This is a genomic window from Marinobacter sp. 1-4A (genome assembly GCF_016597725.1).
Lineage (GTDB): Bacteria > Pseudomonadota > Gammaproteobacteria > Pseudomonadales > Oleiphilaceae > Marinobacter.
This window is the reverse complement of record NZ_VCGY01000005.1, coordinates 112,325-134,293: the sequence shown is the minus strand read 5'-3', so window position 1 is coordinate 134,293 and position 21,969 is coordinate 112,325. Positions and strand designations below refer to the sequence as shown.

Below are 21,969 nucleotides of genomic sequence, written 5' to 3'. Positions count from 1 at the left end.
CACGTCAAAACTTTGCAGCCGGACCCTTAGTTGGTTTAACCTTCTAACACTACTAAAGTTGTATTCGGGGCAGCGTGTGAAATCATTCCGTGATGGCTATGCAGCCAATGACGAGTTCCAATCTGCAAACAGTGGGCTGCAGCGAGGCGAGCTTGTAAGAGACTTGCTTAGGCAAAGACTGCAGGCGCCGGTTTTGCCTGAACATTCTTTGGAGCGTCCCCATCTGGATGCTTTGGTTAAGGATGCCCTAGCCCCGCAGGGCGTGCTTTTTGTTGAGGCCCCCTGTGGCTATGGTAAATCCCACACGGTTGCAACGGCTGTTAAGGCAGCTGGCATACCGGAAGGTTGTGTGCGGTGGCTGCCGCTTAACTGTCAAGACAACGCGCCCACCCGCTTTCTAAACCTTCTGTCTGTGGCTTTGGATGTTCCCGAATCTTGCGATATTAGTCTGCAGGGGGGCACCACTTTTCACGATGTTCTGGCCATAATGCTGCTGGCGTTAAAAAGAGAGCCATCAGAGCAACGCTCTGTTCTGGTTCTGGATGGCCTGCACCAGATTACAAACCCCGCGGTCATTGTTTTGCTGCAACAACTAGTTGCAGATATTCCGTTACACTTTTCTGTTGTCATGCTCTCCCGGCAGGCATTGCCTTATGAAACCCACGCTTTAGAGCTGGAAAACCGGTTCACCCGTATAGGGCCTGAAAAACTGGAGTTCAGTCGGGGTGAAACGTTTGAGCTTTTCCGCGATGTGCTGAACACTCAACAACTGACCAGTGTAGCTATAGATCACTTATACGACCTGACAGAAGGCTGGCCCACGCCCCTTGCTCTGTACCGCCGCGATATTCTTCAAAGCGCCGACAGGCACGCGGTTTCAGAAGCGCCCGGCGTGGAGAGATTCTTAAAGGAGTCTGTATTGGGCAGCTTGGCTCATGGTCAGGTTCGCTCTTTAAAAGCCATGTCAGAGCTTGGGCTTTGCTCGGATGAGTTGCTTTTGGCTTTGGAGCCACTCATTCCAGACGGTTTTCTGCTGCCATCCGAGGCTTATGAACGTGGCTTACCGATAAAGGTTATGCCCGGCTGGGGACGTTGGTACCGGCTCAACCCGCTGTTGATGGAGTGGCTAAAGGCCCCTGTAATGGCTGGCCACAGCGATAGAATGCTCGCTGCGAGCCGGTGGTTTGGCAGTCGCGACCAGTTTCCCGAAGCCTTGAAATACTCGCTGTTAGCCGGGGACTCGGATGAAGTCATTCGCATTGCATCTGAAGGATCCGAAGCGCTACTTCTGGGGCAGGACACTGCCTCATTACTGCGCTTGCGTAAGAGCCTTCCCGCCCAGTTGTTAGAACGCAGCCCAAGATTGAGAATTGTGTACAGTTGGGTGCATGCGATCGGGGGGCAGTTCAGGCAGGCAAAAATGCTGCTGGATGGCATGGATAAGCAGAGCTATCAGGAATACGAAACACGGATCTGTGCACTTAAGGCGTTTATTCTGCGTGGCGAAGGGCAGGTGACTCCAGCACTGGAAATGGCAGACCTTGCTCTTTCCGGCGGCGAGCTATCACCTCAGGGCCAGCTTGTTACGCAAATGGTTCGTGCCAGTGCGTTATGCGCCTCTGGCCGGTTTTCGGATGCTCGCGAGGCTAACCGGGCGGCGTCCCGTTTGGCCAGAGAGGCGGGTGACTCTGGCTCAGAAGCCTTGGCAGTTTACGCTCATGCCCGAATTGAGTTGGGGAAAGGTGCATTGAAGCATGCGGAACAATTGCTGCGAACTGCACTGGATACGGTGATTCAGGAACAAGCGCGGCCAGCGCGCATTGGTGAAACCAGACTTCAGCTGAATCTGGTGCTCGTGCTCTGGCATCAGGGGCGTGACGCAGAGGCAGACCGTTTGCTGGTGTCCTGCGGTCGCCACGCGGAACAGACACGCGATCTCGGCTTGTTGTTGGCTATGGCTATTCGAGTGCTGATGTGTCGCTCTCAAGGTCGCTTAGAAGAGGCTTTCACCTGGGTCGGCAGGGCTGAGCGCACCATGCATACCTGGCAAGTGGATGAATCTCTGTACGTACCAGTGCTCGAAGCCCTCAAAGCGAGTTGTTGGCTGGCCCAGAACCAGCTAGAGAGCGTTGCACAGGCACTTAAAAAGCTACAGCCATATAGGGAAGCTGGTTGTGTGCCAGAGCTTTTCCCGATGATGCCGGGCCTGCTCGATTGCCTTCAGGTGCGGCTGGACCTCGCGAAAGGTGAAACTCTTAACGCCCGTGGGACTCTTTCCAACACGCGCAAGCGCCATGGCGAAGCCATTCCCTGGGGTGTAGACCTGCACATGCGTTTGTTGGAAGCCATACTGGTCAACCAAGACAAGAGCTTTGCAGCTGCGCAGAATATACTCGTGGCGGTGGTATCCGAAGCCGCCAAGGAGCACTTCATAAGCCCGTTTGCCGAACTGAAACTGGAATTGAGTGAGCTCATGGCAAAAGCCTACAGCCAGTTACCGAAAACGCCGTTCCGGGACGCTCTGGGTCGCCTGTTTGGTTTAGCAGCAGGGGAGTCACCGGCTTCACTGGCCGAGCCCATCAGCGAGCGGGAGTTGGTTGTTCTGGAGCTGATTGCCAAGGGGCTGTCGAATCAGGAGATTGCCGACACCTTGCACATCTCGCTACATACGGTCAAAACCCATGCTCGCCGACTGAACGCAAAGCTGGAAGTGCGTTCCCGAACTCAGGCAACGGTTCGAGCCAGAGAGCTCGGGCTGCTGTAGCAAACCCGCTGATTGTGGGTTATGGGGTTTGGGTTATAGGTTTTGAGAACTCTCGTTTTTCAGGGCTTCAATGCGAGCGTCTTTTTCAGCCCAGAGTGCACTGACCCAGCGCTGAAATTCCACCCGGATTTCACGGTTGTTCTCGTAGTCCATTCCTAAAAACTGCGGCGGAATCTCTCGCACCTTAATATCAATAGTGATTTTTTGAATGCGTCCGCTGAGATAATCCCAAATTCCGACAGGTTGTTCTGTAGGGTAAACGATGGTCACATCCAGCATGGTATGCAGCATCTCGCCCATCGCCCCCAAAACAAAGGCTGTACCGCCAGCGCGTGGCTTGAGCAGGTGTTTGTATGGTGAGTTCTGGCGCTGATGCTTGGCAGGTGTGAAGCGGGTGCCTTCCATAAAGTTGAAAATAGTCACAGGTGTATAACGAAATTTTTCGCACGCTGCTTCGGTTGCGGCTATATCTTTGCCTTTCAGCTCCGGCCTCTTAGCAATCTGTTCTTTGGTGTGACGATGCATAAACGGAAAATCCAGCGCCCACCAAGCTACCCCTAGCAGTGGTACCCAAATCAACTCCTTCTTTAGGAAGAACTTGAGCAGCGGAATCTTGCTGTTAAGAACATACTGTATGGCCGGTATGTCGGCCCAACTCTGGTGGTTGCAGGTCACAAAGTACCAATGCTCCTGACTGAGATGCTGCGCGCCTCGTACATCCCACTCAATCTTGTGTAGGAGATCCATCACCAGATTGTTGAACCCTATCCATAGCCGGGCAATGCCGTTCAATACCACTGTGCAGCCTTTGCGAATAACTGTAATCGGTAGCACCAGTTTCAGCAGTGCAAAAACCATCAGAAACGGAAAAAGTACAAGGGTACTCGATATTACAAGCAGAACCGCCAGAGCGCCTTTTAGCGGTGCAGGTAAAAAATAAAGCATTCGAAAACGTCTCTGTTATTTGAAAGCAATAATGTTTAAAGGTGAGTTGGCTGTTAGCCCTCAGCAGAAGAGCCACTAATCTGCCCGGGCAGCAAAATCTGCTCAGCGCTTGCCGATGCCAGACTCTTCAAATGCAAGGGGCTGCGATCGCTTAGAATCTTTCGGAATTCGGTATCGTAGAATTCAAGGTTGTTATAACGAATCATCGACCGAATTTCATCAACATATTCCTCCCCGCGCTCGGAATAGCTCACCAACCCCCGTGCCAGAGCAAGCCCGGAGAGCGGATCGCCTGCGGCTCTGTCATCAAGGCGAGTGTTGCGTAAACCCTGATAGCTCGCATGCCGGTTGAGGTTCTGAATGTAAGCCCGAACGGAGTGATATGGCGAAGGAAAGGCGGCTACTTCATGGCTGGCGCCCTCTACACGGTTTAGTGGAACTAAGCCGCAGCCTTTCGAGAAGCACCATTGGCCGAACAGATTATTACCGCGAAGGGCAAAGCGCGACGTGCCCCAGGCGGACTCATTGGCTGCCTGAGCCAAAATAAGCGAGGGCGGGATAACGTCCAGCCGCTTTCGCAGAAGATTGAACTGCTCTGGCGTGCCGGGTTCTTCGTCCACACGCAATCGCTTGGCTTGAGCTGCAAGCCAGGTGTGCTCTTTTTTGGATAAGGTCTCTTTGCGGGCGAGACTGTCAAGATAGTCCCGCTCAATTAATATGCGGGAGTTGGCAAGCACAATGCGCGGATAAAGAAACGAGAAAAAAGCGACTTTCTTTTCGGTGGTATCCCGGTAGCTAGAAAAATCTGGTAAATCGGCGCGAGCCCAAGCGGGCAAAGGCGGAAGCGAATCCAGAGTTGGCTCTGAGCCCGCGTTGTTCCCTGAGGGATCCGACGGTGTATAAAGTCCACCTGCGATGGCAAAAACCGCTAAGGGGATTACCAGCATCAACGCACGCGTTGCGGGGAACATAAAACCTCTCGTTACAACCTGTTTTTGTGGTCGGCAAGCTTATAACCACCGAGCATTATGATTAACATTATAACAGGTTGTACGAGCTAGGTTGCCAGAGGGTTCACGGCAGTTTGGTTGCCATAAGAAGGCCTCGCTGCTCTTCGCCGTTAACCGTGTTGCGGAATAACAAGAAGAACTGGGTTTGATCAGCCGTTACAAAACCGGTGAGCGACAGATCACCGGCAGTAAAGCTCACTTCGCCATTGCCTTTGTCGCTGTACTCCAAGGTTGTAGACAGTTGCCCGGAGGAGGGCGCAGCAACGGTTGCATTATCAACCGAGTGAACAACGTTTAAGGTGTTGCTGTTCAGGCTTGCGGTGCTACCGGATAGATTCAGAGTGCCGTCGTTCAGGTGAGCCAGCCTATTGAGCCCATCTCCCATGCCCATAGCAAAACCTTGAACCCGGTACCGGCCGGATTGTGGTGCAGGTGACGGGCGCCGTTCTGCGGCGATGAGCAGACCATCACCAATGATGCCGCTAGACGACGCAGCATTGACCAGATTAAACGCCAACAGAGAACCGTCAGGCACGCTAGCGCCTACGCCCAGATCCGGCTGTCCGAAGGGCCCTGCCGGGTTATTTACATCTAGATTGAGCCGCCCGATGTTTTTATCTCCCGTACTCAGGCGTGCGGTGCGGGGCGTGATGATCCAATTATCCGAACGGCTGCCGTCACCCCCCACCAAAACGGCTCCCGAGCTGTCCCGGTTTAGGGTGCTATAGGTTTTTGTTTGCGTGATGGCGCTGTTGTCGCCGTTTGCGCGCACCTGCCATAACCCGTTTCCTGACTCAACTTGTAGCGGCGTTGTGGACTCTGAAAACCGAGTGGCAAAATAAACGAGGTTGTAATCCCTGCCGTTCAGAGTGTTCGCATCAAAGCCTTCCTGCCGTAATAGGTTTAGCTGAAGTGAAGATACGTACTGGGTTTCCAGCGTCTGTTTACGTGCAAGTTTGCCATTCTCTGATTCCAATTGAATGGCTTTGCCTGCGCTAAAATAGCCTGCCAGAGCACGGTCTGGACCAAGGTTGTCGCCGCCCGCTTCGCCAACGTAAGCGTCTAGAAAGTAAGGGTTGCGGGTCCAACCTATGGTTCTCGAGCTGTTTCTGCCGGTAATGCTTTGATAAAGGGCGCGCACGGCCAGCAAACGAGTATCTCTATCGAGTGTAGCGCCACCGGGGGAGGTTGAATGGGAATTCAAAGCCCAGGTATCCGTACCCCGGGTAAAAAACTCGTTGCCTTGTTTATGAATCAACGTTTTTCGGTCGTAAGGAATTTGCGAGGCAAGGGAGGTAACGTTGATATTGAAAACATCAAGGCTGGCCAAGGTTAGCCCTGGGTATGTGTAGGCTGTTTCGGCACTGGGGCTGGTGGACTCCTCACGCCCGGTGCGAATACCCCACTGGCCAGAGCCGGTTAAGCTACTTTCGAGAAACGTCTGGCCCAGCTCTATTCCCATAAAAATAGAGTTGTATTCCGCTGAGCTCGCAGAAATGCTGTCTGAGGACTGGTTATCCAGCAACGGATAACTTGCCGCTGAAACAACATAGCTGGCAAAGTCTGCCCGCTGGGCGAGCAGGTCTAGTGCCCCTGCAATGCTAGCTCCGGTTGGGATATCAATTTCGAAATCGTGAACCTGATCAGCCAACGCGGGCCAAACGTATTTGTTGATGCACAGAGTGTCGCTGGTTTCATCTGCGCAATCCAGAATGCGCTGGAACTCGCTGGCGGAGTATTGCGTAAGTGTGTTGCGCACGAGGTATTCGGAAAACGGGTTAACCTTGATATCGCGGTCAGCGTCGGCTGCTAACGCCCGTAAAACAGCATTGCCATATTGGGCCTCAATGACAACGTCTGGAGCTAGGGGTTGCCCGTTCTCAAAGGTGATCACAGTTACGCCGTTGCTATCCTCCCGGGTGGTGTATTCCGGGGCGCCAAGTACCTGCAGGTTTCTATTGGTTTGGTACACCCGAACCGTATCGGGTTTCACAATGCGAAGATTGCGACGTGTTGGTTCACCATCTGGCGCAAGGCCACCGGGCAATTCCATGGTTACGCGAACTTCATTGGCTGCGAGACCGCTGTTATCTCCAGAGTCTCCGGTGCTACCGGGGCTAAAATCGTTCGCTGGATTTTTCTCACCCGCAAACGAATTGGGCTGCTCTCTTGCCCCGTCAATAGCGGAATCACCGCTGCATCCTGTTGTTAGCGTAATCGCAGAGAAAAGAAGTAGCCCCAGTGTCAGTCGCATATCAGGTTGCCCCCGCAAAAGCGGTGTTAGAAGAAAATTTTCATGCCAGCCATAACACCTTCATCGAGGTTTACGTCAGGGTTGGATGGAAATTCCAGCTCAGTATTCAGGTAACGGTAACCCGCAAACACCTCGGCATTACGAATAACTCGATAACTGGCGCGCAGTTCAAGGCTTGTCATATCGTCAGAGTCACCAAACGAGAGAATGCTTGGCGCATAATGCAGGCCGCCAGTGAATGATAGGCCGGGCGCTTTAGGGATATTCACCGTTGCAAAGCCACCCAGCCCTACTGCGCCACCGTCGGCACGGTCCTGATCCCACACAATGCCGCGCATGCCAATGCCAGCCGTTGTGGGTAAGTTGCCCAAAGCCGTGCGACCTTGGGCATGAAAGTCGATATTACCAATGTGACGACTGCCTTCATGGTAGGTGTAGCCAGCACCCAGTTGAAGATCGCTATTGTTTCCGAAAAAATTAACCTGCCCCTTTACGGAGTCGTTAGTTAGGCTCAGGTCCAAATCGCTTGCGAACACAGGGGCCGCAGCCAGAGAAAGAACCAATACGGAAACGCGGGATACTTTCATACTTTTACCTTATAAATTTGCGGTGCGAGTAACACGCCGGAATCTGCCGACATTAACGATAGATATCACAGTCAGAATGGTAACGGGCTACCTGCTGCACCACAACTTACAAGCGTGTAAGCCCATTATAGGCAGGGGGTAAAATCAATACGATCTTTGGTCTGAGGGGTTAGTGGCGCGTTGTATCGCCGCCTTGATCCAGATCTTCCGGAGACGCTGTCTCTGCGGGAACCCGATATTCCTCATTGGCCCAAGCGCCGAAATCAATCAGTTTGCACCGCTCCGAGCAGAATGGGCGCCAAGGGTTGGTGTCTTTCCATTCCACGGATTTCTTGCAGGTAGGGCAGTTTACGTTCATTTCGAAGCTCCACGGGCGTATTGGTCCAGCACTGCCCGCAGCGTTTCAATGTTAACAGGCTTGGCAACAAAAGAGTCCATGCCTGCCCGGCGGCAGCGTTCTTCATCTTCTTCCATGGCGCTGGCTGTTAGCGCCACCACAGGCACTCTGGTGCGCTTGTGGGTTGCTTCCCAAGCGCGGAGGCGCCGGGTTGCTTCAAAGCCGTCAACTTTGGGCATTATGCAGTCCATAAAAATAAGGTCAAATGCATGCAGCTGCCACAGGCTGTTTGCCGCCTCGCCGTCATTGGCCGTCATCACTTCACACCCAAGCTTCTCTAATAGCCTGCGGGTGAGGGTACGGTTTACCGGGTTGTCTTCTACCAACAACACCCTCATGCGGCGCAAATCCAGTTTCTGATGTTTGCCCGTTTCATGGGTAGCCTGAAGGGAAAACCGAGTACGGAAGCGCCGCTTATCCTTTGATAAATCTTCAAAAAGCTTGTTGAGAATAGGCGTTAGGCAAGACTCCCGCAGAGACTTGCTGAGAAACGCATCTGCACCCGCTTGGCGGAAGTGCTCGGCATCGCCGCGCTGGGGGTTTGAAGAGAGAATGAGAAGCCGTGTATCGGCCCACAGGGAATTGTCTCGCACCTGCTTGCAAAGCAAATCACTGTCCATATCCGGCAAAAAGCCATCCAAAATGATGGCATCAAACGGCTCCTGATTGTCGAACGCCAAGCGTAACGATGTGAGAGCTTCCCCAGCGGACTTCACCGCCTCTATGTGAACCTCATGGCGCGACAGCATTTCCAGTGTGATTTTACGGGACAGCTCGTAGGAATCCGCCACAAGAACACGCTTACCCCGAATCATACGTGCATCCGGGCGCACCCTTGCTGTGCTCTCGGGTGCCGTCGGTAGGGTTAGCTCAACCCAAAATGTAGAGCCTTCTCCGGGCCTGCTTTCCACATCCAAAGAACCATTCATTAGAGTAACGAGTTGGCGGCAAATCGTTAGCCCCAGCCCGGCACCGGGAAGTTGGCGCTGAAATCTCTGGCCTAGCTGAACATAGGGCTCGTACACCAGCGGCACATCTTCCGGGTTGATACCAACCCCCGTATCTTCCACAGCCAAACGCAGGCGAACCTTATCGTCGCGCCGCCCCAGCACCTCAATGCTAATGAGCACATGCCCTGAATCTGTAAATTTAATCGCATTGGACACCAGATTGATGAGCACCTGCCGAATGCGTACAGGATCGCCCCGCAAGGCCCAGGGTAGCTCTTCCTCAATGCGTAGTTCCAGTGCGAGCCCTTTTTCGCGGGCGCGCCCCCCGAGCATGTGCACCAAGTCGTTTAGAGTCTCCCGCAAGTCGAAGGGAATCTTCTCAAGCACCAGTTTTTGGGCTTCCATGCTGGATATGTCGAGAAGGTCGTTAATAATGGCAGAGAGGCTTTCAGAGGCGTTGAGCAGCGTGTGTACGTAGTCTCGTTGTTCCTGATCTAGCGGTGTATCTGTCAGCAGGTTGGCGTAGCCGAGCACTGACTGCAAAGGCGTGCGCAGCTCATGGCTCACGTTGGCCAGAAATTGGTTTTTCGCACGGTTGGCCTGAATAGCCTCATCTCGCTCACCTTGCGACTGCAGAGTGGCTTGCCGGAGTGAGCGGGTATCTTCAAGAATTTGCAGGCGCATTTTATTAAGCGCGTGTTCAAGCTCAGACAGCTCATCCGGGGTTCGGGGCGGTTTGCGCTTGAGTTGCAGTGGATCGACCAACGCGTCTAAATTAAGCTTGGCCGCGTAATCAGCCATCGATTCCAAGTGGCGGGAAAGCATAAGACGAACGATCACCACTAGCCCCAGAGTACCCAGCATCACCACGATTGACTGGAACAAAAGATTGATCAGCGCGCGATTGCGAAGGTCTGAATACACTTGTTCTACGGAAGAGGTGAGGGTTAGAGTGCCCACATCTTCCGGGCCTCGAAAGGCGGATCGGTTGAACACCAGCGGGAACGTTTGGGAAATGACCCGGCCTTCCGGGTAGCTGCCTGTGGTGAACTGCTCGCCGGTTGAGGTGACAACTCTCGCGTAGTGGATGGCTTCTACCGCCCGCATGTCATCCAAGCTGTTGGCCACTTCGCTGAAATTCATCAACCAAATATTATTGCTCATGGCCCCTGAAACTAGGCCAGCGGCGCGTTTCTGAGTCTCTTGAAGGTCCGATTTTCGGCGTTCGAACTCACCAATCATCTGCACGCCGGTGGCTACCAGCGAGATGACCAGGCTGAACAGCAATACGTATGCAAGCAGCCGCATTGCGAGCGGCCGAATACCCAAACGCGAGAAAAACCGGGTTGAAGGCAAGGCACAAATTCCCTGTGTCGACTGAAAAATCGTCAACGCGAGTTTAACAGACCGTCAGCACTTCGACACGCTTGTGTGAATCATCATTTACAAACCGAAACCTAACGTTCAAATCGTAAAGGTGTGCGCCGTATATCCGTTCCTCGTCGCGGCCCCGCCGGAACGACGGGCGAGGGTCGTAGCTCACCACATCGGTAATCAACAACTTCAAATCGGGGTAGTGCGTTTGCGAAAGCTCTGCAAGCTGGGCCTCTGCCTCTGGCAGAAACACAACGTCCAGCCTTTCTGTAGGTGCAGATTCGGCCCAACCAAGGCTCGCGTTGGGTATTGAGTCTGCAAATGGCAGGTAGGGTTTAATGTCGAGAATTGGCGTACCATCAATCAGATCGTGGTCGCTGATCTGTAGGGCCAGTTTGCCGTTTTTGCGCACAAGCCCTTCGTTGCGCACCACAGACAGCCCCAGACTGTTCGGCCGAAAGGGGGACCGGCTGGCGAATACGCCCATCTTTTGATTGCCACCAAGGCGAGGAGGCCGAACTACCGGCCGCCACTCTGCCCGCACGGCTTCGTGAAACTGAAAAATTAACCAAAGGTGGCTGGAAGTCTCCAAGCCCCGGAATGCATCCTCACGATCATAAGGTGTTTGGATGACCAGATCTGCTCTGGCATAGCGGGTAAGCCCGGGTTGCCTTGGAACCCCGAACTTATCCTTAAAACAAGAGCGGGTGATGGCAATGGGATTCAAAGCCAAGGCTTCTGCTGCTGGGATGGCATGGTGTCGGGACATGGGCGTTAGAAGTCTGGGTTAATGCTACCGGAAAAAAACATCTCGATACGAAAGAGCACCGAACCTTGGTCTTTAAAATTGCGTTCTCTAGGAAAAGTTAACGCCGGAATCAGCTCAGCGAACAACCAATCGCTGTGCAACCTGTAGCGCCAAGTGAGATCAGCAAAGGCTGAAGTGGTACGCCAGCTCGGCTGGCTTTCACCAAGAACACCCACCCGGGGCGTGATAATCGAGCGGTTGCTGAGCCGCTTGCGAACACTAAAAATTTGCGCTGCCTCAAACTTTCTTTTGCGATGAACCCATTCCAGTTCAGCGGTAGACCCGAAAAACCAGTCATTACCAACATTTCGGGCCGCACGGATCATAGAGCGGGCGCCCCAACCGTCTTGATGGTAATAGTAAAACCTCTGCTGGGCTCGCAGCCCCCAATCCTCATCCAGCTTCCAGCGCTTCTCTGCCGTTGCCCTCCAGAACGCGTCCGGTGGAAAACGTAAACGCGCACCCACGTCATTAGAGAGATTGATGGCATCGCCAATTTCCGAGATGTACCGCAAAGCACCGGTGGTTTGTGTTTCAGAACGGTCTGGCTCGGTAAGCTGGCGGTCGCGCTGGCGCTCTTCCAAAGGAATGAGCTCGTCGCTTTCACTTTCGATTACCAGTCGCAATTTGCGCTTGGTTGTGGGTATATCCAGCCGGAACCGAACTTCCGGCTCGAATTGCGCCGGGTCGCCGTATTCGGATTCTGTAGCGAAGCCTACGCGCAAGTAACTGTCGTTGGTTGGCAATCTGTGGGCTTCGCCGGAAAGTGTCCTATCTGCCCACTGGCCAAGAGCCTGAACCTTTGGCCCTTGTATACGCTCTTGGCGCAAAATAAAGTTACTGAAATCCAGCCAATAAGAATCCTCAGGCTCAGCCCAATACTCGTCTGGATCAAACGTATAGAAAGCTAGGGGCAGCTTTTCCGGCAACAAGGTGCTTGAAATAGAGCGCTCTTGCATCTCAAACACCGGCTCCACGCCATAGCTGTTTGCACTGATTAAGAAGAGTAGGATGGTTATTGACCCAGCAAAAGTGAGGCCGATACCGTTCCTGATGCTGCTCTTCATACCACGCACGAAGTAATGCCGATCAGCCAAAGTCCACCATGAATGCTTCATGTAATGCACGAACCTCGGCTGCAACCTTGTTGGAAGATTGGTTATTATTAATGACAACATCTGCACGGGCAAGCCGTTGCTCGCGGGGCATCTGAGCGGCAATGATGCGCTCCACCTGCTCCCGGGAATTGGTGTCGCGGCCCATGGTACGCTCTATCTGCACCTCCACCGGCACATCCACCACCAGCACCTGCTCCACCAAATTATGTTGGTCGGTTTCTAACAGTAGAGGCGATACCAGAAGAACATAAGGCAACTTATAGTCTTGCGGGTGGAGCTGGCGAATCAACTCCTCGCGGATAACCGGGTGCAATAGGCCTTCCAACCACACACGCTGCTCTGGCTGCTCAAACACGATTTGCCGCAGGCGCGCTCTATCCAGAGTGCCCTTATCCGTAAGAATGCCTGCCCCGAAGTGCTCGGCAATAGAGGCCAGCGCCGGAGTGCCCGGTTCAACCACCTCCCGGGCCACATCGTCTGCATCTACCCAGTGCACTCCCAAGCTGCCGAACTGCCGTGCAACCGTAGATTTGCCGGAACCAATGCCCCCTGTTAGCCCTATAACCACCGGTTCAGCCGTCATGCTCCCAGCAGCCCGAACCAAAGCGCTTGAATTTCCGCGCCGAACCACAAGCACAGCAATCCGGCCGCCGCCAAATAAGGCCCAAACGGAATGGGCACCTCGCGCCCGTGCTTCTTAAAGACCATTAAGCTAATACCCACCACTGCACCCACGAGTGATGACAGCAAAATAATCGCGGGCAGCAACTCCCAGCCCAGCCAGGCACCCAAAGCGGCAAGCAACTTGAAATCCCCATGCCCCATGCCCTCTTTACCGGTGGCAAGCTTAAATAGCCAGTAAACAGACCAGAGAGAAAGGTAACCAACCACCGCACCCCAAAAAGCGCTGGTGAACTCACCAAGAAAACCAAAATAACTCAAAACCAACCCCAGCCACATCAAGGGCAGAGTGATGCTGTCTGGCAGCAGCTGAGTATCGAAATCAATCACCGTAAGCGCAACCAACGCCCAAACCAACAGCAGCGCCCACAAAGCAGTGACCGAAGGGCCAAGAATCACAATCGTCAACACCGAAAATAGCGCCGTAACTGCTTCTATTAACGGGTAACGAATAGAAATGTGCGACTTACAACCGCTGCACTTACCCCCAAGAAGCAGATAACTGATAACTGGAATGTTCTCCCAAGCACGAATCTTATGTCCGCAAGAAGGGCAGGCAGAGGCAGGGCTGGAAAGCGTAACCCGGTCTTCCTGCTTGCGCTCACCCTCGGCCACCTCCAAAAAGGCTTCGCACTGGCAACGCCACTCTTGCTGCATCATCTTTGGTAAGCGGAGAATCACAACATTTAAAAAACTACCGATGCACAGAGAAACGAAAGTGACGACAAAGTACAAAAGCCAAGGTGTCGAGAGGAGGAGATCTAAGGTAGCCATTCAAAAGCTCAAACGTTGCAGTTTTAAAGCCCCTCTCCCCTCGCGGGAGAGGGGTTGGGGAGAGGGGGTGTCTTTCAAACTCCCTCTCCCCCTTGCGGGAGAGGGGCCGGGGCGGTCCGACGTATCGGAGAGGGGGCGCTCTTACCCCACAACCGCACCCATCTGAAATATCGGCAGATACATAGCAACAATCAACCCACCCACAAGCACGCCCAGCACGGCCATAATCATAGGCTCCATCAGCGCCGTCAGGTTGTCCACCATGTCATCAACCACGCCTTCATAGTGCACCGCTACTTTTTCGAGCATCTCGTCCAGATTACCGGACTCCTCACCAATAGCCGTTAACTGCACGGCCATCACGGGGAAAACATCCTGCTGGCGCATAGAAGCCTGTAGTTGGGTGCCACTGGAAACATCGTTCTTGATGCGGTTAACAGCATCCCGGTAAACCGCATTGCCGGTCGCACCCGAGACGGAGTCCAGCGCGTCTACCAGTGGCACGCCCGCCGCGAAGGTCGTAGACAAAACCCTGCCAAATTTAGCAACTGCAGATTTGTCGAGAATTTCGCCAATAACCGGTAGCTTAAGAACGTATTTATCTACGATATCCGAAAACATCTGTGAGCGACGTTTGGCTTCTTTAAATAAGAAGATTGTACCCACAATGCTAATCAAAACCACAAACCACCAAGTCTGCATCCAATCGGAAAGTCGTACGACCATCTGGGTGAATACAGGAAGTTCTGCCCCGAAACCCTGAAATAGACTTTCAAATTGCGGTACGACTTTTACCAGTAGAATAGCGGTAACAATGATGGCCACGACGATAATTGCAATGGGATAGGTCATTGCCTTTTTAACTTTTTTCTTCAGGAGCTCTGTTTTTTCGAGGTAAAGAGCAATTCGGTCCAACATCTGCTCTAAAGCACCAGCCTTCTCACCAGAATCCACCAAATTGCAGTAAAGATTGTCAAAGTACTTCGGGTGCTTACGAAGCGATCCCGCAAAACTGGTACCGGAAGAAATGTCATTCCGGATTGACATAACAAGTTCCTGTAACCCTTTGTTCTCGAGGCCATCGGCAACGATGTCGAAGCTTTGAACCAAGGGCACGCCCGCTTTCATCATGGTCGCTAGTTGGCGGGTGAGCATGGCGATGTCGAAGGGGGTGATTTTCTTGCTACCCCCAAACAATGGTTTTGGTTTCTTCTTTACCTTGTCTGGTATTATGCCCTGCTTGCGTAGCTGGGCTTTTACCAGAGCCAAGCTGGAGCCAGCAATCTCGCCCTTAGCATTGTTGCCTTTTCGATCTTTACCTTCCCAAAGGTACGATTCCAGCTTTTGTGATTTCTCTGCCATGGTTAATCCTTCGTCACGCGGTTAGCTTCCTCAAGGCTGGTTACGCCCTCAATCACTTTCAAAAGTGCTGACTGGCGCAAATTCCGGAAGCCCTCGGCCTCGGCCTGCTTTGCAATTTTAATGGAGCTGGCCTCTTCCATAATCATGTTAGCCAATTGCTCCGTAACTTTAACCACCTCGTAAATACCGACGCGGCCTTTATACCCACCATTGCATTTATCACAGCCCTTGGGGCGGTACAACGTGAACCCTGTATCAATTTGTTCCTGTGTGAAGCCTTCGGCCAAAAGCACGTCTTTGGGGACATCGCCCGGTTGCTTGCAGGCACTGCAAAGTCGGCGGCCTAGACGCTGGGCAATGATCAGGCTTACAGACGTTGCTATGTTGAAAGCCGGCACGCCCATATTCATCATTCGCGTGAGGGTTTCTGCCGCGCTATTAGTGTGCAGTGTGGACAGAACCAAGTGCCCGGTTTGGGCTGCCTTGATCGCAATGTTCGCGGTTTCAAGGTCTCGAATCTCACCAACCATGATTACATCTGGGTCTTGTCGTAGAAATGCTCGCAAAGCTTCGGCAAAGCCCAAACCGACCCGGTTGTTTACGTTTACTTGGTTAATGCCTTCCAGGTTGATTTCTGCCGGGTCCTCTGCAGTGGAAATATTAATATCCACCGTGTTGAGAATGTTCAGGCCAGTATATAGAGACACGGTTTTGCCAGAGCCGGTTGGGCCGGTGACTAGAATCATACCTTGGGGTTGAGATAGAGCGTCCATGTACAGCTGTTTCTGGTCATCTTCATAACCCAGTGCATCAATACCAAGTTTTGCCTGACTGGGGTCAAGAATCCGCAGCACTATTTTCTCACCCCACAGGGTTGGCAGGGTGTTGACCCGAAAGTCGATGGCCTTGGTTTTAGACAGCTTCATTTTAATTCGGCCATCTTGAGGAACTCGGCGCTCGGATATGTCCATTTGCGACATAATCTTTACGCGAGCAGATATTTTGGGTGCCAGCTTAATAGAGGGTCGTGAAACCTCTTTGAGCATGCCATCTGTTCTATACCTTACCCGATAGACCTTTTCATAAGGCTCGAAATGGATGTCTGAGGCGCCAATGCGTATCGCATCCAAAAGCATCTTGTTCACATACTTAACAATAGGGGCGTCATCAACATCGCTTTGCGCAGAGACGCCATCATCATCCTGATCGTCGCCTTCGGTCTCGACGCCCTCCAAATCCGTATCGTCCAGATCACCCATGGTGGTGTCTTGAGACTCAAGATGTTTATCTATCGCATCTCTAAGCTTTGCGTCATCCACCAGAATCGCATCGGTGCTCAGCCCGGTATTGAACTTTATCTCGTCTAGAGCCTGAAGGTTGGTAGGGTCTGAGACGGCAATGAAAAGACGGTTGCCTCGCTTATAGAGAGGAAGCGCGTTGTGTTTGCGCACCAGTTTCTCGTCTACCACCCCCTCTGGCATCATTTCCGGAAGGTAGGAGGAAAGATCCAGCACCGACACCCCGAACTCCATAGCTGCTGAAAAGGCAAGCTTGGCGCTATCAGCCAGTTGGTTCTGGGTGAGATAGGTGATTAAGGGAATACGATTTTGAGATGCTTGTAAAAAGGCATCTTTTGCGGTTGCTTCATCAAGCAGTCCGTCGTCTACAAAGCGCCGGGCTAGGCCGGTTAGCGTGATATTGCTTTTGTTGGTAGCCATAAACTGAGTAAAGAATGCTGCCTAAGTGGTTGAAAAGGGTATTTCGATAATTGCACAGAGTTTAGATGGCTGGCTTGGGTTTGGAAAGGTATCGGGACAACTTAGGCTAAACCTAAGCTGGGTGGGCGTGGTTGGCTGCATTGCAAGTGGGTGACAAAAAATGTCACTGAGTGACGGTGCTGGGCGTTACTTGATTTTTTGCATCTGTAGTATTTAGCGCAAGTGTTCAGCTTACCGGTTGATTAGCATGGTTTTGTGTCTACCTTTTAAATCTTGGCATGGGAGGTGCTTTGATTACGTTAGGCTCAATGAAACCGGTTGCGGGGCAAAGCTCCACCGGCCCCGAGCCAAAATGAGTAACTAAACGACAAAGCTGAGGTCGAAATTATGAGAAAAATGCAGATCAACCATGCTCAGAAAGGTTTTACGCTGATTGAATTGATGATCGTTGTTGCGATTATTGGTATTTTGGCTGCTGTAGCTATCCCGCAGTACCAGAACTACATCGCGAAATCTCAGGTTAGCCGCGTTATGGGCGAGACTGGTGCTATGCGAACTGCAATTGAGAGCTGCATGATGAATGGCATTGCCGAGGCTGATTGCGAACTGGGCTGGTCTAACAGCAACTTGCTTGGCTCCACTGTTGCTGCTCCAGGTCAAGCTGGTCTTACTGCCACGTACGATTTGGCTGCCGGTACTTCTGAGCTTGAAGGTACGTTCGGAGGGAATGCGTCTTCAGCTATTTCCGGCGAAACCCTTACTTGGACCCGTGCAGATACTGGTGCTTGGACGTGTGCTACGTCTGTCGAAAGCAAATACAAGCCTGCCGGTTGTGACGGCTAAGATATAGAGATTCGCTTCCGCTCAAAGGCAGAAGCGATTCTGGATAGTTAGTGGGCGGCCCGTTGATTTCGATTTTCGGGCCGCTCTTCTTTTCAATGTACATTTATTTTTGTGGCCGGTTGTTGGGAAGAACTGACATCCCATCTCCGCGAACGATGTCTTGCCGAAGCTAAATGTTCTGTTTTCAGCTCTCGGTACAATTCTCTGTTTACTAATGCCTGATTGCGATTTTAGTGTGCGTTTGCTTCTTAATTTAGCATCCGTTCAGATGCTCCTTTGGATAAGTGTCGACCGGCTCCGATGCCTGTTCGCAGTTATCAACTTCCCTCAAACGGTTCGTGCCCTAATTTTGCAGATTCAGTACCATAAGGTCGACTGCGAACTATCTGTCCACGAGGTCTTTGGCACAGTGAGTCGAGTGGGTGGCCCCTACAGGAAGCGCAGATCGGAAAGTAGCAGTGGAGGTCGTAGTAGGTGTTAAGGAGCTTGCCGGCTAGAGATTTGGTCTCGCTAGCCACGGCCTGAAAGGTCTAATTAACACGCAGTTATTCGTGTTCGTTTGAGTCGTTTCACTCGACCGCCTTACTATAGACCCGAATGTCGTATGATGATTTGAGTCTTGTCGCAAACAAGGGCCGAATTCCGGGTGGAGGTGGTGATAGTGTTTTTCCCTGACAACACGGTGGTCTATTGTAGAGTATTTCGCTTTTTTGGTGGGGCTGCCAAGAGCTAAGGATAGAGATGTCTGCGATTCGAAGAAAGGGAGGTTATGTGAGCAAAAAGAACCCTCGCTTGAAGGACCTCTTGCTAATTTGCGTTCTCGTAACTGTTGTTGGAGGGATATCCCATTATACAATAACTAATCCCCTTGGTCTGTCGCGTTTACTCTATTATTTTCAAGCTCCACTGATCCAGCTATCCAATTCTTGTAAACCCGATACTCCAGATTGGATGGAAGATATTCAGGGTTACGCCGTAAAAAATATGGGGACTCCAGCGAGCCAACTCGCATACATAAATGTTGAGGGTGATGCTTTTCATTGTGAGACTGGTTGGAAGGATGGGGTCTTTGGTGATGAACCGCTGCAGCCTGATACTCGATTTCGGTTTGCCAGCACGACGAAAACAGTTACAGCCGTCGCTATTCTTGATTTGATTAATCGGAAGCTGTTGTCTCTTGATGACAGAGTTGTTGATTTGCTGCTGGGCGATGAAACCCCAGCTTCTGCGCTCAAAGATTCCCGTGTAGGCGAAATTACAATTGCACACTTGCTGTCCCATAGGGGGGGGTGGGATAGAGAGCGTAGCCAAGACCCGATGTTTACACGAAATGTTAAGCCTTGGTGTCCTTATAAGCCCGAAGAGCTTACTAAAACCAGCTTGTTCTATGATCCCGGGAGCGTAGAGGCATACTCAAATTTGGGATATTGTTTGCTGGGTTTGGTTATTGAAAAAATCACAGATAAGCCATTCAGAGATTATATTCGTAGCCATTTTGACCTTAGTGAAAACACTCTTGAGTTCGTCGATGGCGCCTACTTGAAGGATGAGGTCTTTTACGATTTTCGCAATGAAGATTTTTATACCCAGAATTATTTTGAGGCTATGGATTTTTATGCGCTTTCTTCATCTGCAGGCCTCTCGGGGAGTGCGTTGGATTTGGCTGTTTTAGTGAAGAAATCTCTTGAAAATGAGCCTCTGACAATTCTTGCTGGCGTGAAAAAGAATTGTGCCTCCGTAGCGGTTCAGGAGTGTTTTGGGTATGGCACCTTTCGCTATCAGCCGTCCCCTGATGTTATACCGCTGCATATCCACGGAGGAAAGCTTCCAGGAGCCTCTTCAGCTATCATCCTTGACCCTTATGGGGGGGTGTTGGTTTGGATGGGCGCCGGAGCTCATCCACCGCAAGATAATTCTCTACAAGAGTTCTATGACTATATTCGAGAGGCTTTGGAGCGTTCAAGCCCTCATTAGGTAATTTCCTTGATGCTGACTCGACAAGGTCTGATCTTGTGCTCGAATCACGAACTACACCGAGAACCTTCTATTCGGGTGTGAAAATACCCCTCATGAATAAACCTGAAACGACAAAATAGGCGCAGCGCTTCGAGCATTGTCTGACTTGACTCTTGGAAGCCTCTGCTTGCTCCCTACATGGCTGCGTTTTGTTTGTTTGCGAGAGGAATTCTTCGAGGATAGGCACTGAAGTTGCTTGTTTATCGGTAAACAAGTCATCGATAACTGGCAACGATATGACGAAAAGCAACGGTTTTACCCTTATTGAATTGATGATTGTTGTTGCGCTCATCGGCATTCTTGCCGCAGTGGCAATTCCTAGCTACCAAGGCTATGTAGTCAAAACCCAAATAAGCCGTGCAGTTGGTGAGTTGGCTGCATACAAAGCTCCTTTTGAGGAGCGAGCGGGTTCCGACGGAAGTGTGGCAAATAGTGATATCGGTTATACCCCCTCCAACCTCACCACAGGTAGCCAGGCTGTTGATATTGGGGTGCTAAACGCTGACGGTTCCGGTCAGCTTCAGGTGACCATGGGCGGCAAAGCGCACCCAAATTTGACAGGCGTGATTGTGGGCTTAGAACGCAGCCCTGCAGGAGCTTGGGAGTGTGTACTCGATACGAGTGCGGCGACCAACTGGAAAGCTTCTTATTTGCCTTCTGGTTGCAGGTGACAGAGCAGGTCTGGACGCAGTAGGCACGGACAAACATTCTTGGTCCGCAATTCACGGAACAGCGTGTTCAAATCGACATCCACACAGCACTGTATAGCATATTAGAGCCGCAAATCCGCCTCACCCAACGAACAAGCATGGACAGGCACAGCTTAGCCTGACTTGATTCCCTAAGGTCCGATGGTCTTTCTGCTCCGGGCCTTTATGCTTTTAATGCGCCTATTCCAGTGCTGTGGCAGTTCGAGTAGATGATGGCTGAATAGCAGGAGTCTTGATGGACAGGCACGTCTTAGTCTTGGGCACGTCTCAGTCTTGGACGCGTCTTAGTCTTGTGATAAATAGTTTTTGTTACTACAGTATTTCCCATGAAAATCGAATTTGATAACGCCAAGAACGAGCGCAACATAAAATTGAGGGGACTCAGCTTCGAGTTGGCAGCAAAGTTCGATTTCGACGGAGCGATTGAAGTAGAGCAGGTGGTAAGTGGCGAGCAACGCTACTTTGCGCTCGGTCACATAAGCCCCCGCCTTTACGCTCTGGTTTATACGCTACGCACGGACTTTGTTCGTGTAATCAGCCTGCGCAAAGCCAATAAACGCGAGGTGCGACGCTATGAGCAATTCAACTGATCCAGAAATGACAGATAGAGACAATCCAGAGTGGTCTGATGCTATGTTTGCCAAAGCAAAGCGAGGCACGGCAGCCCGACGGGCAGGGCGACCAAAGTCGAAATCCCCCAAACAGTCCACCACGCTGCGAATTGATGAAGACGTTATCGAATTTTTCAAAAGTGGCGGCAGTGGCTGGCAGACCAGAATGAACGAAGCTTTGCGGCAATATGTGTCGGAGCACAGTTGAATAACGATCATGGACAAGAACAACGATCAGAACAACGATCATGGACAGGCACAGCTTTAGCCTGACCTGAAGTAAGCTGGGACAGGCGTTAGTCTGTTAGCTTCTCCCTCGACTGATCCGATGATGCCAGGAGGTATTCTAAGCGGCTGATGTCAGGGATATTCCCGGCGCGCGTGGAGCACGTCCAGGATGGCGATATGATCAGAAGTGATGCGATACACCAGTAGGTAGTTAGGGTGAACCGCAGCCTCTCGCGTACCAAGGACACGTCCGTGGCGGTAGAGAGAGGGGTGCTCAGGTAGCGTTTCAGCGGTCTCCTCGATAGCGTTGACGAGGGCTTCGGCAGCGTAAGGGTTGTGCTCGCTCAGGTAAGTGGCGATTTCCTCAAGCGCATCCAGTGCGTGAGCTCGCCACTCAACCGGTAGCATGTCGGCGCTTTTTGGACTCGATTGTGGCCCGGACACGAGCCATCACTTCGTCATGGGGAACATTGGGGCGTGGATCGTCGAGGCTCTGCTGGATGCGCTCGCGAAACCAGTGGTCGTAGCTGTCGGCTTGCTCCTGTGTTTCAAACTCCGAAACGATAGGATCTAATGGGGTGCTCATTATCATTTCTCCTCAAGTACCCCTAGTTTACTCTGGCAGTGAAGAACGGGCAATCATGGACAGACATAGCATACCTGACCTTGGTTTTCAAAGGCCCGGAGGTTTCTGACCAACGGGCCTTTGGCGTTTCTAAGCGTCTATTCGGCGTTACGTCAGAACAGTACCGACATTCCACCGAGATTTCTGGCAATTAGTAGATTTCAGACGAGCGCAACTGTCGGCGGGAGCGCCAA

Annotated in this window: 20 protein-coding genes; 6 read left to right on the top strand and 14 right to left on the bottom strand. The window is 52.0% G+C overall.

Annotated elements, in window-relative coordinates; all coding sequences use genetic code 11:
- Positions 1–76 precede the first annotated feature (76 nt).
- The gene (locus FE845_RS18840; protein ID WP_200365012.1) at positions 77–2,764 is read left to right on the top strand and encodes a LuxR C-terminal-related transcriptional regulator; all 2,688 of its coding nucleotides are present in this window, start codon (positions 77–79) and stop codon (positions 2,762–2,764) included.
- Positions 2,765–2,797: 33 nt separating this feature from the next.
- Here FE845_RS18840 and FE845_RS12260 read toward each other — a convergent pair whose 3' ends face one another.
- The 12 genes from FE845_RS12260 to pilB all read right to left on the bottom strand — a co-directional run bounded on the left by FE845_RS12260 (position 2,798) and on the right by pilB (position 16,742).
- A complete protein-coding gene (locus FE845_RS12260; protein WP_200365010.1) occupies positions 2,798–3,709 on the bottom strand; it encodes an acyltransferase in 912 nt (303 codons plus the stop codon).
- A 53-nt stretch (positions 3,710–3,762) separates the two neighbouring features.
- Positions 3,763–4,680 carry a glucosaminidase domain-containing protein gene (locus FE845_RS12255; RefSeq protein WP_200365008.1) on the bottom strand — a complete coding sequence of 306 codons (918 nt, stop codon included), beginning with the start codon at positions 4,678–4,680 and terminating at the stop codon, positions 3,763–3,765.
- Between the two features lie 103 nt (positions 4,681–4,783).
- On the bottom strand, positions 4,784–6,973 hold the full coding sequence (locus FE845_RS12250) for a hypothetical protein (protein WP_200365006.1): 2,190 nt from the start codon (positions 6,971–6,973) through the stop codon (positions 4,784–4,786).
- 26 nt (positions 6,974–6,999) lie between these two features.
- Complete coding sequence (locus tag FE845_RS12245) at positions 7,000–7,560, bottom strand: YfaZ family outer membrane protein (protein WP_200365004.1); 561 nt, start codon at positions 7,558–7,560, stop codon at positions 7,000–7,002.
- Positions 7,561–7,729: 169 nt separating this feature from the next.
- The gene (yacG, locus tag FE845_RS12240) at positions 7,730–7,918 is read right to left on the bottom strand and encodes a DNA gyrase inhibitor YacG (protein WP_200365002.1); all 189 of its coding nucleotides are present in this window, start codon (positions 7,916–7,918) and stop codon (positions 7,730–7,732) included.
- Positions 7,915–10,215 carry a response regulator gene (locus tag FE845_RS12235; protein ID WP_227714307.1) on the bottom strand — a complete coding sequence of 767 codons (2,301 nt, stop codon included), beginning with the start codon at positions 10,213–10,215 and terminating at the stop codon, positions 7,915–7,917. Before FE845_RS12235 ends, yacG begins: the two co-directional genes overlap by 4 nt.
- Before the next feature lie 91 nt (positions 10,216–10,306).
- Positions 10,307–11,050: a tRNA (N6-threonylcarbamoyladenosine(37)-N6)-methyltransferase TrmO gene (gene tsaA / locus FE845_RS12230; protein WP_200364998.1), complete on the bottom strand. Its 744-nt coding sequence runs from the start codon at positions 11,048–11,050 to the stop codon at positions 10,307–10,309.
- Positions 11,051–11,055: 5 nt separating this feature from the next.
- A complete protein-coding gene (locus FE845_RS12225) occupies positions 11,056–12,048 on the bottom strand; it encodes a hypothetical protein (protein ID WP_265092037.1) in 993 nt (330 codons plus the stop codon).
- 130 nt (positions 12,049–12,178) lie between these two features.
- Positions 12,179–12,790 (bottom strand): dephospho-CoA kinase, encoded by a 612-nt coding sequence (gene coaE / locus FE845_RS12220; protein WP_200364996.1) that lies wholly within the window; start codon positions 12,788–12,790, stop codon positions 12,179–12,181.
- On the bottom strand, positions 12,787–13,662 hold the full coding sequence (locus tag FE845_RS12215) for a prepilin peptidase (protein WP_200364994.1): 876 nt from the start codon (positions 13,660–13,662) through the stop codon (positions 12,787–12,789). The genes coaE and FE845_RS12215 overlap by 4 nt, the downstream gene beginning before the upstream one ends.
- Before the next feature lie 141 nt (positions 13,663–13,803).
- A complete protein-coding gene (locus FE845_RS12210; RefSeq protein ID WP_200364992.1) occupies positions 13,804–15,024 on the bottom strand; it encodes a type II secretion system F family protein in 1,221 nt (406 codons plus the stop codon).
- Between the two features lie 2 nt (positions 15,025–15,026).
- Complete coding sequence (gene pilB, locus FE845_RS12205) at positions 15,027–16,742, bottom strand: type IV-A pilus assembly ATPase PilB (protein WP_200364990.1); 1,716 nt, start codon at positions 16,740–16,742, stop codon at positions 15,027–15,029.
- A 396-nt stretch (positions 16,743–17,138) separates the two neighbouring features.
- On the opposite strand from pilB, the gene FE845_RS12200 reads away from it, so the two are divergent.
- The 5 genes from FE845_RS12200 to FE845_RS12180 all read left to right on the top strand — a co-directional run bounded on the left by FE845_RS12200 (position 17,139) and on the right by FE845_RS12180 (position 21,130).
- Positions 17,139–17,585, top strand: coding sequence for a pilin (locus FE845_RS12200; RefSeq protein ID WP_227714328.1), 447 nt, complete (start codon positions 17,139–17,141; stop codon positions 17,583–17,585).
- 771 nt (positions 17,586–18,356) lie between these two features.
- A complete protein-coding gene (locus FE845_RS12195; RefSeq protein WP_200364986.1) occupies positions 18,357–19,559 on the top strand; it encodes a serine hydrolase domain-containing protein in 1,203 nt (400 codons plus the stop codon).
- Between the two features lie 278 nt (positions 19,560–19,837).
- A complete protein-coding gene (locus FE845_RS12190) occupies positions 19,838–20,272 on the top strand; it encodes a pilin (protein WP_200364984.1) in 435 nt (144 codons plus the stop codon).
- Positions 20,273–20,637: 365 nt separating this feature from the next.
- Positions 20,638–20,901, top strand: a complete 264-nt coding sequence (locus FE845_RS12185) for a BrnT family toxin (RefSeq protein WP_200364982.1) — start codon at positions 20,638–20,640, stop codon at positions 20,899–20,901.
- The gene (locus FE845_RS12180; protein WP_200364980.1) at positions 20,885–21,130 is read left to right on the top strand and encodes a BrnA antitoxin family protein; all 246 of its coding nucleotides are present in this window, start codon (positions 20,885–20,887) and stop codon (positions 21,128–21,130) included. The genes FE845_RS12185 and FE845_RS12180 overlap by 17 nt, the downstream gene beginning before the upstream one ends.
- A gap of 152 nt (positions 21,131–21,282) precedes the next feature.
- Here the strand turns inward: FE845_RS12180 and FE845_RS12175 are convergent, their stop codons facing one another.
- Both FE845_RS12175 and FE845_RS12170 read right to left on the bottom strand, forming a co-directional pair.
- A complete protein-coding gene (locus FE845_RS12175) occupies positions 21,283–21,558 on the bottom strand; it encodes a type II toxin-antitoxin system RelE/ParE family toxin (protein ID WP_200364978.1) in 276 nt (91 codons plus the stop codon).
- Entirely contained in the window at positions 21,545–21,736 is a 192-nt protein-coding gene (locus tag FE845_RS12170) for a stability determinant (RefSeq protein ID WP_200364976.1), read from the bottom strand. The genes FE845_RS12175 and FE845_RS12170 overlap by 14 nt, the downstream gene beginning before the upstream one ends.
- Positions 21,737–21,969 lie beyond the last annotated feature (233 nt).

What these genes read in the sequence shown, in the direction of transcription:
- FE845_RS12260 (WP_200365010.1), bottom strand. Translation starts at nt 3,709, where the DNA reads ATGCTTTATTTTTTACCTGCACCGCTAAAAGGCGCTCTGGCGGTTCTG.
- FE845_RS12255 (WP_200365008.1), bottom strand. Translation starts at nt 4,680, where the DNA reads ATGTTCCCCGCAACGCGTGCGTTGATGCTGGTAATCCCCTTAGCGGTT.
- FE845_RS12250 (WP_200365006.1), bottom strand. Translation starts at nt 6,973, where the DNA reads ATGCGACTGACACTGGGGCTACTTCTTTTCTCTGCGATTACGCTAACA.
- FE845_RS12245 (WP_200365004.1), bottom strand. Translation starts at nt 7,560, where the DNA reads ATGAAAGTATCCCGCGTTTCCGTATTGGTTCTTTCTCTGGCTGCGGCC.
- yacG (WP_200365002.1), bottom strand. Translation starts at nt 7,918, where the DNA reads ATGAACGTAAACTGCCCTACCTGCAAGAAATCCGTGGAATGGAAAGAC.
- FE845_RS12235 (WP_227714307.1), bottom strand. Translation starts at nt 10,215, where the DNA reads ATGCGGCTGCTTGCATACGTATTGCTGTTCAGCCTGGTCATCTCGCTG.
- tsaA (WP_200364998.1), bottom strand. Translation starts at nt 11,050, where the DNA reads ATGTCCCGACACCATGCCATCCCAGCAGCAGAAGCCTTGGCTTTGAAT.
- FE845_RS12225 (WP_265092037.1), bottom strand. Translation starts at nt 12,048, where the DNA reads ATGCAAGAGCGCTCTATTTCAAGCACCTTGTTGCCGGAAAAGCTGCCC.
- coaE (WP_200364996.1), bottom strand. Translation starts at nt 12,790, where the DNA reads ATGACGGCTGAACCGGTGGTTATAGGGCTAACAGGGGGCATTGGTTCC.
- FE845_RS12215 (WP_200364994.1), bottom strand. Translation starts at nt 13,662, where the DNA reads ATGGCTACCTTAGATCTCCTCCTCTCGACACCTTGGCTTTTGTACTTT.
- FE845_RS12210 (WP_200364992.1), bottom strand. Translation starts at nt 15,024, where the DNA reads ATGGCAGAGAAATCACAAAAGCTGGAATCGTACCTTTGGGAAGGTAAA.
- pilB (WP_200364990.1), bottom strand. Translation starts at nt 16,742, where the DNA reads ATGGCTACCAACAAAAGCAATATCACGCTAACCGGCCTAGCCCGGCGC.
- FE845_RS12200 (WP_227714328.1), top strand. Translation starts at nt 17,139, where the DNA reads ATGCAGATCAACCATGCTCAGAAAGGTTTTACGCTGATTGAATTGATG.
- FE845_RS12190 (WP_200364984.1), top strand. Translation starts at nt 19,838, where the DNA reads ATGACGAAAAGCAACGGTTTTACCCTTATTGAATTGATGATTGTTGTT.
- FE845_RS12185 (WP_200364982.1), top strand. Translation starts at nt 20,638, where the DNA reads ATGAAAATCGAATTTGATAACGCCAAGAACGAGCGCAACATAAAATTG.
- FE845_RS12180 (WP_200364980.1), top strand. Translation starts at nt 20,885, where the DNA reads ATGAGCAATTCAACTGATCCAGAAATGACAGATAGAGACAATCCAGAG.
- FE845_RS12175 (WP_200364978.1), bottom strand. Translation starts at nt 21,558, where the DNA reads ATGCTACCGGTTGAGTGGCGAGCTCACGCACTGGATGCGCTTGAGGAA.
- FE845_RS12170 (WP_200364976.1), bottom strand. Translation starts at nt 21,736, where the DNA reads ATGAGCACCCCATTAGATCCTATCGTTTCGGAGTTTGAAACACAGGAG.